The organism is Anoxybacillus sp. FSL W8-0104, assembly GCF_038004465.1.
Classification (GTDB): Bacteria; Bacillota; Bacilli; order Bacillales; family Anoxybacillaceae; genus Anoxybacillus; species Anoxybacillus flavithermus_G.
The window spans coordinates 2,246,840-2,261,950 of sequence record NZ_JBBOQU010000001.1; the positions used below are offsets into that span (position 1 = coordinate 2,246,840).

Annotated in this window: 16 protein-coding genes, 1 pseudogene and 1 riboswitch; of the genes and pseudogenes, 3 read left to right on the forward strand and 14 right to left on the reverse strand. The window is 43.0% G+C overall.

From position 1 onward, the window contains the following. Positions 1–36: 36 nt before the first annotated feature. Positions 37–1,149, forward strand: coding sequence for an ABC transporter ATP-binding protein (locus NST18_RS11800; protein ID WP_004892155.1), 1,113 nt, complete (start codon positions 37–39; stop codon positions 1,147–1,149). 29 nt (positions 1,150–1,178) lie between these two features. Here NST18_RS11800 and NST18_RS11805 read toward each other — a convergent pair whose 3' ends face one another. Beyond that, positions 1,179–1,421, reverse strand: a complete 243-nt coding sequence (locus NST18_RS11805; RefSeq protein WP_035018872.1) for a hypothetical protein — start codon at positions 1,419–1,421, stop codon at positions 1,179–1,181. A gap of 226 nt (positions 1,422–1,647) precedes the next feature. On the opposite strand from NST18_RS11805, the gene NST18_RS11810 reads away from it, so the two are divergent. Continuing rightward, positions 1,648–1,854, forward strand: a complete 207-nt coding sequence (locus NST18_RS11810) for an alpha/beta-type small acid-soluble spore protein (RefSeq protein ID WP_004892158.1) — start codon at positions 1,648–1,650, stop codon at positions 1,852–1,854. Between the two features lie 37 nt (positions 1,855–1,891). Here the strand turns inward: NST18_RS11810 and NST18_RS11815 are convergent. The 12 genes and pseudogenes from NST18_RS11815 to tenA all read right to left on the reverse strand — a co-directional run. Further along, a pseudogene (locus NST18_RS11815) lies at positions 1,892–2,095 on the reverse strand (amino acid ABC transporter ATP-binding protein); the annotation flags it as partial. A 126-nt stretch (positions 2,096–2,221) separates the two neighbouring features. Then, entirely contained in the window at positions 2,222–3,487 is a 1,266-nt protein-coding gene (locus NST18_RS11820; RefSeq protein WP_004892161.1) for a hemolysin family protein, read from the reverse strand. Positions 3,488–3,747: 260 nt separating this feature from the next. After that, positions 3,748–4,557, reverse strand: coding sequence for a bifunctional hydroxymethylpyrimidine kinase/phosphomethylpyrimidine kinase (gene thiD / locus NST18_RS11825; RefSeq protein ID WP_064214225.1), 810 nt, complete (start codon positions 4,555–4,557; stop codon positions 3,748–3,750). A gap of 4 nt (positions 4,558–4,561) precedes the next feature. Then, positions 4,562–5,581: a MoeB/ThiF family adenylyltransferase gene (locus NST18_RS11830; protein WP_340721463.1), complete on the reverse strand. Its 1,020-nt coding sequence runs from the start codon at positions 5,579–5,581 to the stop codon at positions 4,562–4,564. Continuing rightward, positions 5,581–6,339 (reverse strand): thiazole synthase, encoded by a 759-nt coding sequence (locus tag NST18_RS11835; RefSeq protein ID WP_230456260.1) that lies wholly within the window; start codon positions 6,337–6,339, stop codon positions 5,581–5,583. Before NST18_RS11835 ends, NST18_RS11830 begins: the two co-directional genes overlap by 1 nt. A gap of 10 nt (positions 6,340–6,349) precedes the next feature. Continuing rightward, positions 6,350–6,553: a sulfur carrier protein ThiS gene (gene thiS, locus NST18_RS11840; protein WP_004892168.1), complete on the reverse strand. Its 204-nt coding sequence runs from the start codon at positions 6,551–6,553 to the stop codon at positions 6,350–6,352. Next, entirely contained in the window at positions 6,537–7,658 is a 1,122-nt protein-coding gene (gene thiO / locus NST18_RS11845; RefSeq protein ID WP_004892170.1) for a glycine oxidase ThiO, read from the reverse strand. Before thiO ends, thiS begins: the two co-directional genes overlap by 17 nt. Next, positions 7,646–8,260 carry a thiazole tautomerase TenI gene (gene tenI, locus NST18_RS11850; protein ID WP_004892172.1) on the reverse strand — a complete coding sequence of 205 codons (615 nt, stop codon included), beginning with the start codon at positions 8,258–8,260 and terminating at the stop codon, positions 7,646–7,648. The genes thiO and tenI overlap by 13 nt, the downstream gene beginning before the upstream one ends. 1 nt (position 8,261) lies before the next feature. After that, positions 8,262–9,056: an energy-coupling factor transporter transmembrane component T family protein gene (locus NST18_RS11855; RefSeq protein ID WP_004892175.1), complete on the reverse strand. Its 795-nt coding sequence runs from the start codon at positions 9,054–9,056 to the stop codon at positions 8,262–8,264. Continuing rightward, positions 9,053–10,504: an ABC transporter ATP-binding protein gene (locus NST18_RS11860; protein WP_004892178.1), complete on the reverse strand. Its 1,452-nt coding sequence runs from the start codon at positions 10,502–10,504 to the stop codon at positions 9,053–9,055. Before NST18_RS11860 ends, NST18_RS11855 begins: the two co-directional genes overlap by 4 nt. A 3-nt stretch (positions 10,505–10,507) precedes the next feature. Beyond that, on the reverse strand, positions 10,508–11,098 hold the full coding sequence (locus tag NST18_RS11865) for an ECF transporter S component (protein ID WP_012575849.1): 591 nt from the start codon (positions 11,096–11,098) through the stop codon (positions 10,508–10,510). Beyond that, complete coding sequence (gene tenA, locus NST18_RS11870) at positions 11,073–11,768, reverse strand: thiaminase II (protein WP_004892183.1); 696 nt, start codon at positions 11,766–11,768, stop codon at positions 11,073–11,075. The genes NST18_RS11865 and tenA overlap by 26 nt, the downstream gene beginning before the upstream one ends. Positions 11,769–11,855: 87 nt before the next feature. Then, positions 11,856–11,963, reverse strand: a riboswitch (TPP riboswitch). Positions 11,964–12,095: 132 nt separating this feature from the next. Between tenA and NST18_RS11875 the strand changes: the two genes are divergently transcribed. After that, on the forward strand, positions 12,096–13,280 hold the full coding sequence (locus NST18_RS11875; protein WP_064214224.1) for a class I SAM-dependent rRNA methyltransferase: 1,185 nt from the start codon (positions 12,096–12,098) through the stop codon (positions 13,278–13,280). 42 nt (positions 13,281–13,322) lie between these two features. On the opposite strand, the gene NST18_RS11880 is transcribed toward NST18_RS11875, so the two are convergent. Beyond that, a complete protein-coding gene (locus tag NST18_RS11880; protein WP_004892189.1) occupies positions 13,323–14,987 on the reverse strand; it encodes a glycoside hydrolase family 13 protein in 1,665 nt (554 codons plus the stop codon). Positions 14,988–15,111 lie beyond the last annotated feature (124 nt).

Sequence of the window (15,111 nt, forward strand, 5' to 3'; positions counted from 1 at the left end):
AATCAAATGAAATCGATTGCATAAGGAGGCATACATATGGCTGAGCTTCGTTTAGAACATGTGTATAAAATTTATGACAACAACGTCACAGCTGTAAAAGACTTTAACTTACACATTCAAGATAAAGAATTTATCGTATTCGTCGGTCCATCCGGTTGCGGAAAATCAACAACGCTTCGGATGATTGCGGGACTTGAGGAAATTTCAAAAGGTGATTTTTACATCGATGGAAAACGGATGAACGATGTAGCACCAAAAGATCGTGACATCGCGATGGTATTCCAAAACTATGCGCTTTATCCGCATATGAGCGTATATGACAACATGGCGTTTGGATTAAAATTACGCAAGTTCCCAAAAGATGAAATCGATCGTCGCGTTCGCGAAGCTGCACGCATTCTCGGTCTTGAGCAATATTTGGACCGCAAGCCGAAAGCGTTATCTGGCGGTCAGCGCCAACGCGTGGCATTAGGACGTGCGATTGTACGTGATGCGAAAGTATTTTTAATGGACGAACCCCTCTCTAACTTAGATGCAAAGTTGCGTGTACAAATGCGCGCAGAAATCGCAAAACTTCATCAACGTTTAGGCACAACGACTATTTATGTCACACACGACCAAACAGAAGCGATGACGATGGCGACGCGCCTTGTCGTTATGAAAGATGGCGTCATTCAACAAGTCGGTACACCAAAAGAAGTGTATGAAAAGCCGGAAAATATTTTCGTCGGCGGATTTATCGGCTCACCAGCGATGAACTTCTTGCGTGGCGTCCTACAAGACGGCGTATTCGTGATCGGTGACGTAAAAATTGCCGTGCCAGAAGGAAAAATGAAAGTGCTTCGTGAGCAAGGTTACGTGGGCAAAGAAGTTATTTTAGGTATTCGTCCGGAAGACTTCCATGATGAGCCTGTATTTCTTGAAGCATCACAAAACACAAAGGTAAGCGCTCATGTCGAAGTCGCAGAATTGCTTGGCGCAGAAATTATGGTATATTCACAAATTAGCGGCCAAGAATTCGTTGCACGCGTTGATGCGCGCACAGACGTAAAAGCAGGTCAAACGATCGACCTTGCGTTAGATATGAATAAAGCACATTTCTTCGATGTCAATACAGAATTGCGCATTCGTTCAAATAGTGAAAAATAAATGGAAAGCCCGTTCGCTTGAGCGGGCTTTTATTCTTGAATAAACCGAACAACATCATCATCGCAATGGCGACAATGAAACAAATGAACACATACGTGTCTTTTTCTCGTATGTGCGTATCCATCGACCATTTTCATCACATCTGCATCCATATACGGACTATAATCATCAAAATAATCTGTTAATTTCCCTTCGTCTTTTAATTTTTCCCCACATTGATCACAATAAAAAACGATTGTCCGCAAGGCATTACATAACGGACAAATGTTCATTTTCATCCCTCGCTTCGCTATTTTCCATTATCTTTCCCGCTACACAAAAAATTACCACATAAAAAAAAGAATAATAACATGTTTTTTCCCCAAAATAGTAGTACAAGCAAGCAAACAACATTCGATGGGTTAAGCCAAGCTTGGCAGCGTGAAAAACGATCACGCGTTGCTGGTGCAAATCCAGCTAACCCAACCATAAAAAAATGTAACGAGGAGATGATTGAACATGGCAAACACAAAAACAAACCAATTATTAGTATACGGTGCACAACAGGCAATTGATCAAATGAAGTACGAAATCGCTCAAGAATTTGGTGTAAACCTTGGACCAGATGCAACATCACGCGCAAACGGTTCAGTTGGTGGCGAAATTACAAAACGTCTTGTTGCAATGGCGCAACAACAATTAGGTGGATCTTACACAACTAAATAACATGGCTGAAAACCCCCAAGCACTTCGCTTGGGGGTTTTACTGAATACGTCGCAAAAATTGTTGCGTCCGCTCGTGTTTCGGATGTGTAAATAGTTGCTCCGGATGACCACGCTCAATAATCATTCCTTCGTCAAAAAAGATGACTTCATCAGCCACTTCACGAGCAAAGCGCATTTCATGGGTCACAACGACCATCGTCATCCCTTCATTCGCTAAATCTTTCATCACTTTTAATACTTGACGATCTCCAAACGTTTTACGCAACCCTTCAACAACTAACATTGTAGCTCTCCTTATCCGTTTATCGCACGACGTATTAACCGTTGTTCGATTTTCCCATAAAAAAAGGAGCAAATTGCTCCCTTTTTACACGTTTTCCACAATCGGTTCACGAATGCGGACGAGCACTTTTCGGATGCGCCGATTTTCAACTTGACGGACAGTGACCGTTAATGACTCATATTCAAATGATTCGCCGACGGTAGGGATGCGTTCAAACATTTCAAACACCCAGCCGCCGAGCGTATGGGAAGAACTTTCTAACTCATCAATGCCCAAAATGTCGCAAAACTCATCAAGCGGCAATTCTGCATTAAATTCATATTCGTAATCATTAATTTTTTGAAACGTTTTCACTGCTTCGTCATGTTCATCCCATATTTCGCCGACAATTTGTTCCAAAATGTCTTCCAACGTAATGAGTCCGGACGTACCGCCAAACTCGTCGATGACGATTGCCATATGCACTTTACTTTTTTGCAATTCCGGCAACAAAGTGGAAATGCGCATCGACTCCACGACAAATAGCGGCGTGCGCAACAATTGGCGCACGTTTACTTCTTTTCCTTGTACGAGTTGACTGAAAAAGTCGCTTTCCGATAAAATTCCGATGACGTTATCAATGTCTCCTTCATATACAGGAACGCGCGAATATCGTTCGCGTAAAAAAATATCGCGAATTTCTTCAACTGGTTGATTCACTTCTACTGCAACCATATCGATACGTGGCGTGAAAATTTCGCCAACTAAAATGTCGTTAAAATCGAGCGAACGATGAACAAGTTCTTTCTCTTTATTGTCGATTACTCCTTCTTCTTCACTTAAGTTCACCATCACTTTAATTTCTTCTTCTGTCACAGAAGGTACATCTGTTCGCTGACCAACAAGTTTCGATACAACTTTTTTCAACATAACAAGTAGCGCTGTAACGGGAGTAAACAGTTGGATTAACATATACAGCACGTCAGAAATAAGAAGCGAAAACGACTCGGCATGTTCTTTCGCCAATGACTTTGGCAACACTTCCCCGAAAATTAAAATTAAAATCGTCATACCAACCGTGCTAATGACAAGTCCTGTGCTGCCACCAAACAAATCGGTTGCCACTTTAGCTGAGATAGATGCTGCGGCAATGTTCACGATATTGTTCCCGACTAAAATAGTAGAGAGCGCTTGATCGAAGTTTTCTGCAATATATAGTGCTTTTTTACTGCCGCGTCGTTTTTCATCGACATAATTTTTTAAACGAATTTTATTGACGCTTGAAAACGCTGTTTCTGAAGCTGAAAAAAAAGCGGATAATAAAATTAAAACAATGAGTAAAAAAATTAAACTCAGAGGCAGATCTCCCAACGAACATTCACGCTCCTAATGAAAAAAATGGATTCACTATAAATATATACGTTTATCATACCAAATTTAACTGAAAAAGAAAACGACCACACATACGCGCAGTCGTTCATTATGACTCGATCAACATTGTACCGATAAAAAAAGTTAAAAGCAATACGTACGTAATATTTAGTGTAATTGAAAGTTCTTCCACTTGTTCGTCCCCTCCATCAATATATTCCCCATTTTTATTTTAACAATGGTAGGAACGATTTTGTTTGTCAATGATGTGAACATTTTTCTGATTCATGAAACGCCCAATGGTTCGTCGGACCATGCCCGCTGCCAATTTGTAACGTTTGTTCAACAGCTGCGTGGATAAATCGTTTCGCCACATCTACTGCTTCATATATTGTTTTTCCTTTTGCAAGTTGTGCTGTAATCGCTGCGGCAAATGTGCAGCCGGTTCCATGCGTATGTTTTGTATCGATCCGCTTGCTTTTCCATTCATAAAATTGTTCACCGTCGTATAAGATGTCGACAAGTTCGTTGCCTTCCCCATGTCCACCCTTCATGACAACGTGCCGAACGCCCATGTCATGAAGCTTTTTTGCTGCCTCTTTTCGATCCTCTAACGTTTCAATTCGCATATTCGTTAACACTTCCGCTTCTGGAATGTTTGGCGTTAACACATAAGCAAGTGGCAACATATGACGTTTGAACGCTTCAATCGCTTCTTCCTTTAACAATGGGGCACCACCTTTTGCAATCATCACCGGATCGACAACGACACGAACCCAGCCATACTGTTTTATTTTACGAGCAACTAGCTCAATAATTTCTTCATTAAATAACATGCCTGTTTTCACTGCATCTGGCGGCAAATCGACAGCAACCGAATCCATTTGTTTTTCAATCGCTTCAAGAGGGAGCGGGTACACTCCTTGTACACCGAGCGTATTTTGCGCCGTTACAGCTGTGATGGCTGACATGCCAAACACGTGTAATTGATGAAATGTTTTTAAATCCGCTTGAATGCCCGCTCCGCCTCCACTATCGGAACCGGCAATCGTCAATGCTTTATATACCATTCTTTCACCCCAAATATTGATAATATAGTCTCTTCGCTTCCTGAATATCATTTGTCCCATGAATGAATACACGCCCATCGGAAAAGACGACAAAACGATAAGGATGAATGGTAAACGCAAGTAAATATTCATTTTGTTCAATACGAATGCCTTGTTGCTGTAAAAAAGAAATGAGTGTTGTCCATTCGCGCTCCCCTCGTTGCGCAGGGCGAATTTGTACCGTCTCACGTCCGCACAATACCGCAAATTTCGTTTCATTTTCATATTGGAGGGCTGGATATATTCGTTTTTCACCACACGACGAACAAGCGTCTTTTTTTAACTTGTGCACATCGATCATCCGATATTGTCCGTGCCATACATCAAACGAAACGAGCTTGCGGTTTATACGTTTATCACCTACTAAAATTTTTAATGCTTCAGCCGTTTGATGTGCAACAACCATATGGACGACAGGGCTAATGATTCCGACTGTATCACACGTAGCAGCACCAAGTGGCACATCTTCGAGAAAGCAACGTAAACATGGCGTTTCATTTGGGATAATCACATAACTTAATCCATAACTACCTACACACGCCCCATAAATCCATGGCACAGCATACTTTTGTGAAACATCGTTAATGATCATCCGCACATCGAAATTATCGGTACTATCGATGATAACATGAGGGCGATCGTGTGCCACAAGATACTCAAGCAACCGCGCATCTGCATCCGCCACGATCGGCTCGATAACAACGTCGCTATTTATCGCGCGCAAATGCGTAGCGGCCGCCATCGCTTTTGGCAGGCGTTTGATTGCATCTTCTTCCGTATATAGCTGCTGACGCTGTAAATTGTTCCATTCCACATAGTCGCGATCAACAATCGTTATTTTTCCAACCCCTGCTCGTACAAGCGTCTCCGCGTTTGCCGCTCCAAGCGCCCCAGCACCGATAATGAGCACATGTTTTTCACGAATGTGTTGTTGTCCTTTTTCCCCAATGGGAGCAAACAGTTGTTGGCGTGAATAACGATCCATTAGACGATGCTCATCCCTTCGCTCGGGCTACTCGCTGTAGCATATTTCTTTTTTGGAATGCGCCCTGCTTCATATCCAAGTCTCCCTGCCTCAATCGCAAGCTTCATCGCCTTCGCCATTTTTACCGGATCTTTCGCAGAAGCAACAGCTGTATTTAGCAATACTCCATCCGCCCCTAATTCCATTGCCAATGCCGCATCTGCCGGTCCGCCAATGCCTGCGTCAATAATCACAGGGACGGTTGCTTGTTCAATAATGAATTGAATGTTTAACGGATTGATAATTCCTTGTCCTGATCCGATCGGTGAGGCGCCGGGCATGATCGCATGGCAACCGAGTTGTTGCAGTCGCTTCGCTAGCACAACATCATCTGACGTGTACGGCAAAACGATAAATCCTTCTTCTAATAACACTTCTGTCGCTTTTAACGTCTCGACAGGATCAGGCAACAACGTTTGATCGCACCCAATCACTTCTACTTTCACCATATCACAAAGCCCAGAAGCTTTCGCTAAACGAGCGATGCGCACCGCTTCCTCTGCTGTTTTTGCTCCTGCCGTATTCGGTAGCAGTTTATATTTCGTTACATCTATTTTTTCTAAAAAATTCGGTTGATCGGGTGCGAAAATGTTCATCCGTCTTACCGCAAACGTTAAAATTTCTGCCCCCGACGCTTCAACCGCTTCTTTTTGAATGTCGATATTTGGATATTTCCCTGTACCAAGCAATAAGCGAGATTGAAATGTATATGGCCCGATTTATAACATATTATCCTCCCCCTACAAAATGAACGATTTCAATGCGATCACCATCTGCAATTGTTGTTTTCTCATAGGCCTCTTTCGGAACGATATCCATGTTGATTTCAACAATCGCAATCTTTTCATGAATGTGAAAATGGCGTAACAATTGGGCGACCGTACGCACATGAGACGGCAAATGGATTGTCTCGCCATTAATGATGCAATGCATGAGCCCCCCCTTTTCTTGTAAGCGAAAACGGCGTCATATCAAATGGAACTTCTTTTCCTTCTAGCATATCGCCCACGCATCGGCCTGTGATGGCGCTTAACAAAATGCCGTTTCGATAATGCCCTGTCACAACAAACACGTTTGAATACTGCGGATGAGCCCCGATATAAGGGTTTCCGTCTTTTGTCTGTGGACGAATGCCTGCCCAAGTTTTCTCGAATGTGCAATGGGCAATAGCCGGAACGATTTGCATTGCGCGTGTTAACAATTGATGCACACTACATGTTTGCACGTTTTTCGTAAATGAATGTGCAATCGCACTAGCTCCGATGACAAGTCGATTATTCGCTTTCGGCACGATGTAGCAGCCGTTTTTCGCAAATACAGTAGCTTGTAAAAGAGGGGTTTCTGTCATCACCGAAACACATTCTCCTTTGACCGGATACATATGTAGCGATAACCGCAACTTTTCAGCTAACATTGGCGTCCATGCCCCGCACGCAATAATGATACGCTTTGCATATAGCGAACCACTCGTTGTTTTTACCCCTACAACACGTTCTTGTTCAACAATAAAATCGTACGCTTCCGTATACGGTAAAAACTTTGTCCCTTTTGCCATCGCTGCCCGAGCGAAAGCAAGCGAAAGCTGTTTTGCGTCCACTTGTTGATCGATCGTATACATCGCCCCATATTCACTTCGTACGTGCGGTTCGAGTTGCGTCACTTCATCGGAGGTTAGCCAGCGAACGTGTTGCGGTTGAATTCGCCTCCAAAATTCATAATGTTTCGTTAATTCGCTATACTCTTCCGATGTGGTTGCCATTTTTAACATTCCCGCTTCATTCCATCCAACGGTTATATTTGTTAACTCTTGCAACTCAGCGATGACGCTCGGAAATAACGCCTGACTCGCTAAAGCAAGCGGAATGATGGGATGATCTGTCGCAAACTCAGAGTGCGCACCGAGCATACCAGCTGCCGCCGATGATGCTTCTTGTGCCAATTCCCCTCGTTCAATGACGACAACACGCGCTCCTCTTTTTGCTAGCTCAAAAGCGATGCTACTGCCAATAATGCCTCCCCCAATAATTAAAACGTCCATGTATTCGCCCCCATTTGTTTCCGATATAGTTGAACCATATACAGCGGATCATCCGCGTCAAATACAGTAGACATCACCGCAATCCCTTTTGCCCCCGCCATGAACACATCACGAACATGATAAGGTTTAATGCCTCCAATGGCAACAACAGGAATGCATATGTAACTCGCCAACTGCTGCAACGATGAAAGCCCGCGCGGCTTCAAGCCTTCTTTACAATTCGTTTCGTATATATGTCCGAAAACGACGTAGTCCGCTCCTTCGTCTTCCGCTTGTTTTGCTTCTTCCAACGTATGAACAGATCGGCCGACACGCAAAAATGGAAACTTCTCTTTTATTCGTTTAGGCGCCAAACTATGATGAGCGAGCTGAACGCCGCCAACGCCATAAACGACTGCGACGTCCACTCGATCATTGACGATAATTTTTTGTGTTGGCACATTTGCTTCAAGCAACTTTTCCACAATCATGCTAATTTCTTTCGCTGAGCGATGCTTTTCACGAATATGAATGTAATCGACATATGAATGGACGAGCGATGAAATATGAACAAACGTGTCCATCGACTGATTGCCTGTTGAGATGAGATGAAGTTCTTTCATCTTACCGCACATCCTTGATCGCAACGTATGGGAACACATCTGCCATGTAGTAGCCAACAGCAACAATGACACACATGGCAACAAATAAATACACATCATATCTTCCGAGCGTCACTTCATAATAAAACGTCCGTGTCCGCTCATTCGTAAACCCTTTCGCTTCCATCGCCACCGCAATGCGTTGAGCGCGGCGAATGCTTTGCGATAAAAGCGGAATGGCATATCGTTTCATGAGTTCAAGTTTACCGCGAAATCCTTTCGCTTTGGCAGCCCGTCGCACCTTTAGCGCTTGATGAACCGTTTGAAATTCTTCTAACATGATCGGCAATAAACGAATAGCTGCTAAAAAACTATACGCATATTTCGGTTTCACTTTCGCTTGTTGCATAAGCGAGTAAAATAAAAGCACCGGCTTTGTCGTGAGCGCAAACATTAATCCGAAAATCGCAAACAAAAGCGTACGAAAGCCGAGGTGAACGCCGCGGTAAAAACTTTCTTCGGTAATATGAATCAGCCCCCAATGAAACCACGTCGTCTCCCCTTTTCCAAACAAAATCATCGACGACGACGTAGAAATGAAAATGAACAAAAACGGAGCAAAAAATAGAAGCATATGCTTCATCCGATAACCGCTAAACAACATAAATAAGGCGGTAAATCCGATTGTCCAGTTGATGAGTACGTTCGGATTATGGACAAAAACAATCACAACAAACATCGGCAAAAAGAAAAGCAATTTCGCTGTCGGATTCGTTTGATGCAACCATGTTTCGCGATGGTCAATGCTCCATCTCATCCTATTTCACCTCGTACAAGCATCCGCGGTGCAATCATTTCATCAGCGACAAGCTTTCCGCTTTCAATGATCCATCGTCTTGTCGCGAATTCAGACACGATACGTTCATCGTGTGTTACCATGACAATTGCCTTTCCTTGTTGCCGGTATGCTTCAAGCCATTCGAGCAGCGCAAACGTATTTTTTGCATCTTGCCCGAACGTCGGTTCATCAAGAAGCAATAGGCGATGTTGCTCCGTCACCGACGCAGCAACACTCAACCTCCGTTTTTGCCCCATCGACAATTGATACGGGTGCAAATGACGCTGCGCGCTCAAATGAAACCGTTTAAGCAATCTTTCGACTTCCTCGGCTACTTCATGTTCTGGACGTTTTTCAAGACGGAAAGAGTACGCTAACTCATCATCTACACGATTTGTAACAAATTGAAACTCGGGGTTTTGGAACACAAAAGCAATGTTGTCATATAACAATTCTTCATGTTTGACAAGCTCTCCTTGCCAATACATATCACCTTCTGTTCGAATAAGTTTCATTAAGCTTTGCAACAACGTACTTTTCCCTGCACCGTTTTCCCCTGTAACCGCAATCCATTCACCCGAATGAATCACTAACTCTTCGACCGCTATTTTTTCTTCTTTTTGTCGAAAGCCGCGAAGCGACTGTACATGTAAAAGAACATCCCCATGTGCATACGGTTGTTGCGCTGTTTTTGGCTTTTTATACGTTTCCCACACGTCTGGATGCCAAATCCCTTGTTCTGTAATAAACGAACGATACGTTGAAAAAATTTCATTCGTTCCGCCGTCAGCGATGATCTCACCATGTTCGTTAAATAAAATGATGCGCTCGACAAAGTCGAGAATGTGATCAATTTTATGTTCAACAATGACAACGGTTCGATCCTCCACCACTTCTTTTAACGTTTCCCACACCGCTTTTGTTCCTTCTTCATCAAGAAGTGCTGTCGGTTCGTCTAAACATAACACATCAGGTTCAAGCGCTAAAACTGACGCAATCGCTAACCGCTGTTTCATTCCTCCAGATAATGTTTGAATCGGTACATGAACGTGCGGGAGACGGAGGCGCACAAGACGAAGCATGCGCGCGATTTTTTCTTCCATCTCTGCACGTGGCACACCGAGATTTTCGAGAACAAAAGCCATTTCTTCATCAACATACGGCATACAAAACTGGGCATCGGGATCTTGAAACACATAGCCTACACGATTTGGAATGTGCAGTTTACTCGCTTTCATCGGCACATCGATCGAGCGCGGAATAATGCCCGCCATCACTTGCAAAAGCGTGGATTTTCCGCATCCCGATGGGCCTAAAAGCAACACTTTTTCTCCTTTTTTAATCGAAAGCGATACATCGGTAAATAACCGCTTTTCTGCCCCCGGAAATTTTAAGCGCAATTGTTCGATATGGATCAATGATGTCACATCCTATTTATCAAGTGAGTCGTAATCTTCTTTTGTCGTCGGACGCAACAATTGCGTCACACCTGTCGCTTCGAGCGCTTTCACAAGCGAATAAGCAAATACACCAGCAATGATGATCGCTCCAATGAAACGCGCACCGATAAATAACGTTAAATTCCACCATGCTAATTGGTCGATATATCCTTTGTAAAAATCAAGCACTAATGAAGCGATCGTTGAACCAACCGCTGCAAGCGACACAACCGCCACATCAAAACGTTTATAGCGGAAAGCAGCGAAAACAAGCTCGGCGAGTAACCCTTGCACAAAGCCGTAAAATAGCACCTCAAGCCCCCATTCAGAACCAGCTAAAAACTCTCCTGATGCCGCAGCCACCTCCGCAAGTAGCGCCACTCCTGGTTTACGAATTAATAAATAGGCAACAGTTGCCGCAATAAACCACATGCCATAAATGAGTTGATCAAGATGAAGTCCAAGCGGTTTCACCGCATAGTAAAGCGGTCCCCACACTTTATACACAATCCCAAACACAATCGCCACCACAACGGTCGTTAATACGTCTGTTAATTTAAGCCCTTTCGTTTGCATAAACATCCTCCTCTTCAATTGGCCAACGTTCTAATTTGTACGCCATTTCCCAAAATAAATATTCATATTGACTGCTGATCACAAAGTGTTGCTTCATCCGCACTAACTCTTTTTCGCTAGCTGTTTTTGCGATGTCGTTTAAACGCGCAATTTGTTGTTCGACAAGCTGTTTGAACCAGTCAGAGCCGTACGCTTCAATCCATTGTGCATAAATTGGATGATTCGGCTTACAATGTTTTAACCGCTCACCAATTTCGTAATACAACCAATAGCACGGTAAAATGGCAGCTAATACATCGCCAAAACGTCCTGCAAACGACGCGCGATACATGTGGGACGTGTACGCATACGCAGTTGGAGCAGGAACAAACGAAGCCTTTTCTTCTTCTGTAATGCCGAGCTCTTTCATAAACGTTTCATGTAAACGAAGCTCAGCCTCATACGTACTTTGCGCATGATGCGCCATGCTTGCGGTCGTTTGTAAATCATCAGCCATCGCCCCGCCAAGCGCTTGCACTTTTGCAAAGTGTGTCAAATAATATGAATCTTGTAATACATAATAGCGAAAACAACGTAAATCAAGTGTTCCTTCCCCGATCTCCTTCACGAACGGATGATGAAAGCTCGCTTCCCAAATCGGATCGACAGCCTTGCGCAACTGCTCTGAAAACAACATAACCTCTCCCCCTTAAGAAAAATAAAAAACCACTTTCTTTGCGCAAAGAAAGTGGTTGTAAACGATGGAAATTAATAAAAGACACACTTCGCACCGTTTCCACTTCCCTACGCTGGTATGATCCAGATCAGGTTCTAAGGGTCTCAAAGGCACACTTTGATCTCAGCCTATCTAAAGGCCCCCCTAGTGGAATACATTTGCATCATTCACTTTGTCACTAATATTAGCATATTTCATGGAATTGTCAAATATTTTTCTCCACCATTTGCGCGCATCGTGTTCTTCCTGTATGCTAAAGTAGCGAATATATAGTCAGGAGTGGGATGTATGGCAAATGTATTTTTAAAACGAAAAAGAAAAAAGCGGCTCGAGCTTGGACATCCGTGGGTGTTTCAAAGCGAAGTCGATTATATTGAAGGAGATTTTGAACCGGGGGATTTCGTCAACGTATATAACCATCAACGTCACTTTTTAGCGAAAGGATACATTAATCCAAAATCACAAATGATCGTGCGCGTGTTAACGCAAAATCCAAACGACGAATTAAACGCGCAATTTTTTATGAACCGTATTCGTCAAGCATGGGCGTATCGCGAACGGATGATTCCGGGCGTTCGTTCATGTCGCGCCGTTTATGGAGAAGCCGATTTTTTACCTGGGCTCATCGTTGATAAGTACGAAGATGTGCTCGTTGTGCAAATTTTATCGCTCGGCATGGAAAAAAGAAAAGAATGGATTTTACAAGCGCTTCTTGACGTTTTTCAACCGAAAGCGATTTATTTGCGCAACGACGTTCACGTGCGCGAATTAGAAGGATTAAAACAAGAAAAAGGATTTTGGTACGGCACGTGCGATACGAACGTACAAATTGAAGAAAACGGCGTGAAATACATTGTCGATATCGAAAACGGACAAAAAACAGGATTTTTCTTCGATCAACGTCAAAATCGTGCTGCCATCAAGCCGCTGATTACAAGCGAATCAACCGTGCTCGATTGTTTTACGCATACAGGTTCATTTATGTTAAACGCCTGCTTATACGGAGCAAAACATGTGACCGCTGTCGATATTTCTGAACATGCGATTGAAACAGCAAAGCGAAACGCAGAGTTAAACGGATTTACAAATGTGGATTTCGTCGTTGCGAACGCGTTTGACTACTTACGCGAATGCGTACAACAGGGGAAAAAATGGGATGTCGTCATTATTGACCCACCAGCGTTTGCAAAATCCGCTCATGCGGTGCCAAAGGCGCTTGCTGGCTATAAAGATATTAATTTAAACGGCTTAAAGCTAGTGAAAGACGGCGGCTTTTTCGTGACCGCAAGCTGCTCGTACCATGTGCACCCTGATATGTTCCAAGCGATGGTTACGGAAGCAGCGTTTGATGCGAAGAAAATTTTACGTCAAATTCATTGGAGCGGTGCAGGATATGACCATCCAAAACTACTTGCCGCCGATGAAGGCGATTATTTGAAATTTGCCATTTACGAAGTGCATTCACGCAAATAAACGTGAAAATCCCCTTTTCCATGTCGGAAAAGGGGATTTTCATTATTTCACCAAATATACACGCGCTTCATACGGACGCAATGTAAAGCGTGTCGCATGTTTATGCGGTTTTACATCGTAGTTTGTTAACACAAGTTGCTCGCTATTTAATTTCAATGAATCGTAACGATACATTGTTTTTCGGTCTGTTAAGTTCACGATGACGATCGCTTTTTCATCACCTAACGTGCGCGTATACGCATAAATTGCTTTATGGTTTTCTAATATTAAATCGTATGTTCCGTAAACAAATACGTCATGCTGTTTTCTTAGTTGAATCATGCGTTTGTAAAAGTTTAACACAGAGTTCGGGTCGTGCAACTGTTTTTTGACATTAATTTGTTTATAATTTTCATTCACACCAATCCACGGTGTTCCTGTCGTAAATCCGGCGTTTTCTTCATCCGACCATTGCATCGGCGTGCGTGAATTGTCGCGGCCGTTTTTCCAAATCCATTGCATCACTTCTTCATGTGAACGCCCTTTAGCACGTTCAATACGATAATAATTTTTGATGGCGACATCGTCATATTCATCAATCGTTTCAAATCGGACGTTCGTCATGCCAATTTCTTGCCCTTGATAAATAAACGGCGTTCCTTGCATAAGGAAATATAATGCTCCTAATGCTTTGGCACTTTCAACAAGATATTTTTCGTCATTTCCCCACGTCGACACGGAACGAGGCTGGTCATGGTTTTCAAGGAATAGTGCGTTCCAGCCAACACCTTCTAATCCTTTTTGCCATTTCGTTAATACACGTTTTAATTTCCGAACATCAACACCGCCATCTGTTCCTTTTTGCCAAAGTCCAAGATGCTCAAACTGAAAAATCATATTAAAAATGCCGTTTTCTTCACCGACCCAATCTTTTGCCTCCTCGACCGTTACTCCGTTCGCTTCTCCAACTGTCATGATGTCATAACGCGCAAACGTTTGCATTTTCAACTCACGAAGATAGTCCATAATCCCTTCTTGATTCATATGTCCGTCAAATGAAGGGACATAGTCAAGCCCTTTGGGATTTGGTAAATCAGGGAGACCTTCTTTTTTCTTAATGTGTGAAATCGCATCAACACGAAACCCATCAATGCCTTTATCGAGCCACCAATTAATCATATCATATAACGCACGACGAACATCTTCATTTTCCCAATTTAAATCCGGTTGCTTCGTTGCAAACACATGCAAATAATATTGATCCGTCGCCTCGTCATATTCCCATGCCGAGCCACCAAAAATGCTTTCCCAATTGTTCGGTTCTTTGCCGTTTTTTCCATCGCGCCAAATGTACCAATCGCGTTTTGGATTGTCGCGTGACGAACGCGATTCAATAAACCAAGGATGTTCATCGCTCGTATGGTTAATAACGAGATCTAAAATGACTTTCATGTCGCGCTTATGAATTTCTTCAAGCAGTTGATTGAAATCTTCCATCGTGCCAAACTGCTCCATAATATCTTGATAATCGCTAATATCGTAGCCGTTGTCGGCATTCGGCGATTTATAAATCGGGCAAATCCATATGACATCGATTCCAAGGTCTTTTAAATAATCAAGCTTCTGAATGATTCCTTGTAAGTCTCCGATCCCGTCTCCGTTCGAGTCCATGAAGCTTCTCGGATATATTTGATATGCAACCGCTTCTTTCCACCAAGCTCTTTTCACGTAAAAACCTCCTCAATCCATTCAAACTAAATCGCTTTCAATAATCTCTACTCTTTCATGTTAATACACAAACGCTCTCGTTAAAAGAGGAAGTTGCACTTTTTCATAAAAAATTTCATTTTAT

Bases quoted from the DNA above. Each gene is read 5' to 3' on its own strand.
- tenA (WP_004892183.1), bottom strand. From the start codon at position 11,768: ATGTTGTTTTCAGAGCAGTTGCGCAAGGCTGTCGATCCGATTTGGGAA.
- NST18_RS11810 (WP_004892158.1), top strand. From the start codon at position 1,648: ATGGCAAACACAAAAACAAACCAATTATTAGTATACGGTGCACAACAG.
- thiD (WP_064214225.1), bottom strand. From the start codon at position 4,557: ATGGTATATAAAGCATTGACGATTGCCGGTTCCGATAGTGGAGGCGGA.
- thiO (WP_004892170.1), bottom strand. From the start codon at position 7,658: ATGGACGTTTTAATTATTGGGGGAGGCATTATTGGCAGTAGCATCGCT.
- NST18_RS11875 (WP_064214224.1), top strand. From the start codon at position 12,096: ATGGCAAATGTATTTTTAAAACGAAAAAGAAAAAAGCGGCTCGAGCTT.
- NST18_RS11805 (WP_035018872.1), bottom strand. From the start codon at position 1,421: ATGAACATTTGTCCGTTATGTAATGCCTTGCGGACAATCGTTTTTTAT.
- NST18_RS11830 (WP_340721463.1), bottom strand. From the start codon at position 5,581: ATGGATCGTTATTCACGCCAACAACTGTTTGCTCCCATTGGGGAAAAA.
- NST18_RS11800 (WP_004892155.1), top strand. From the start codon at position 37: ATGGCTGAGCTTCGTTTAGAACATGTGTATAAAATTTATGACAACAAC.
- NST18_RS11865 (WP_012575849.1), bottom strand. From the start codon at position 11,098: ATGTTTATGCAAACGAAAGGGCTTAAATTAACAGACGTATTAACGACC.
- tenI (WP_004892172.1), bottom strand. From the start codon at position 8,260: ATGAAAGAACTTCATCTCATCTCAACAGGCAATCAGTCGATGGACACG.
- NST18_RS11855 (WP_004892175.1), bottom strand. From the start codon at position 9,056: ATGAGATGGAGCATTGACCATCGCGAAACATGGTTGCATCAAACGAAT.
- thiS (WP_004892168.1), bottom strand. From the start codon at position 6,553: ATGCATTGCATCATTAATGGCGAGACAATCCATTTGCCGTCTCATGTG.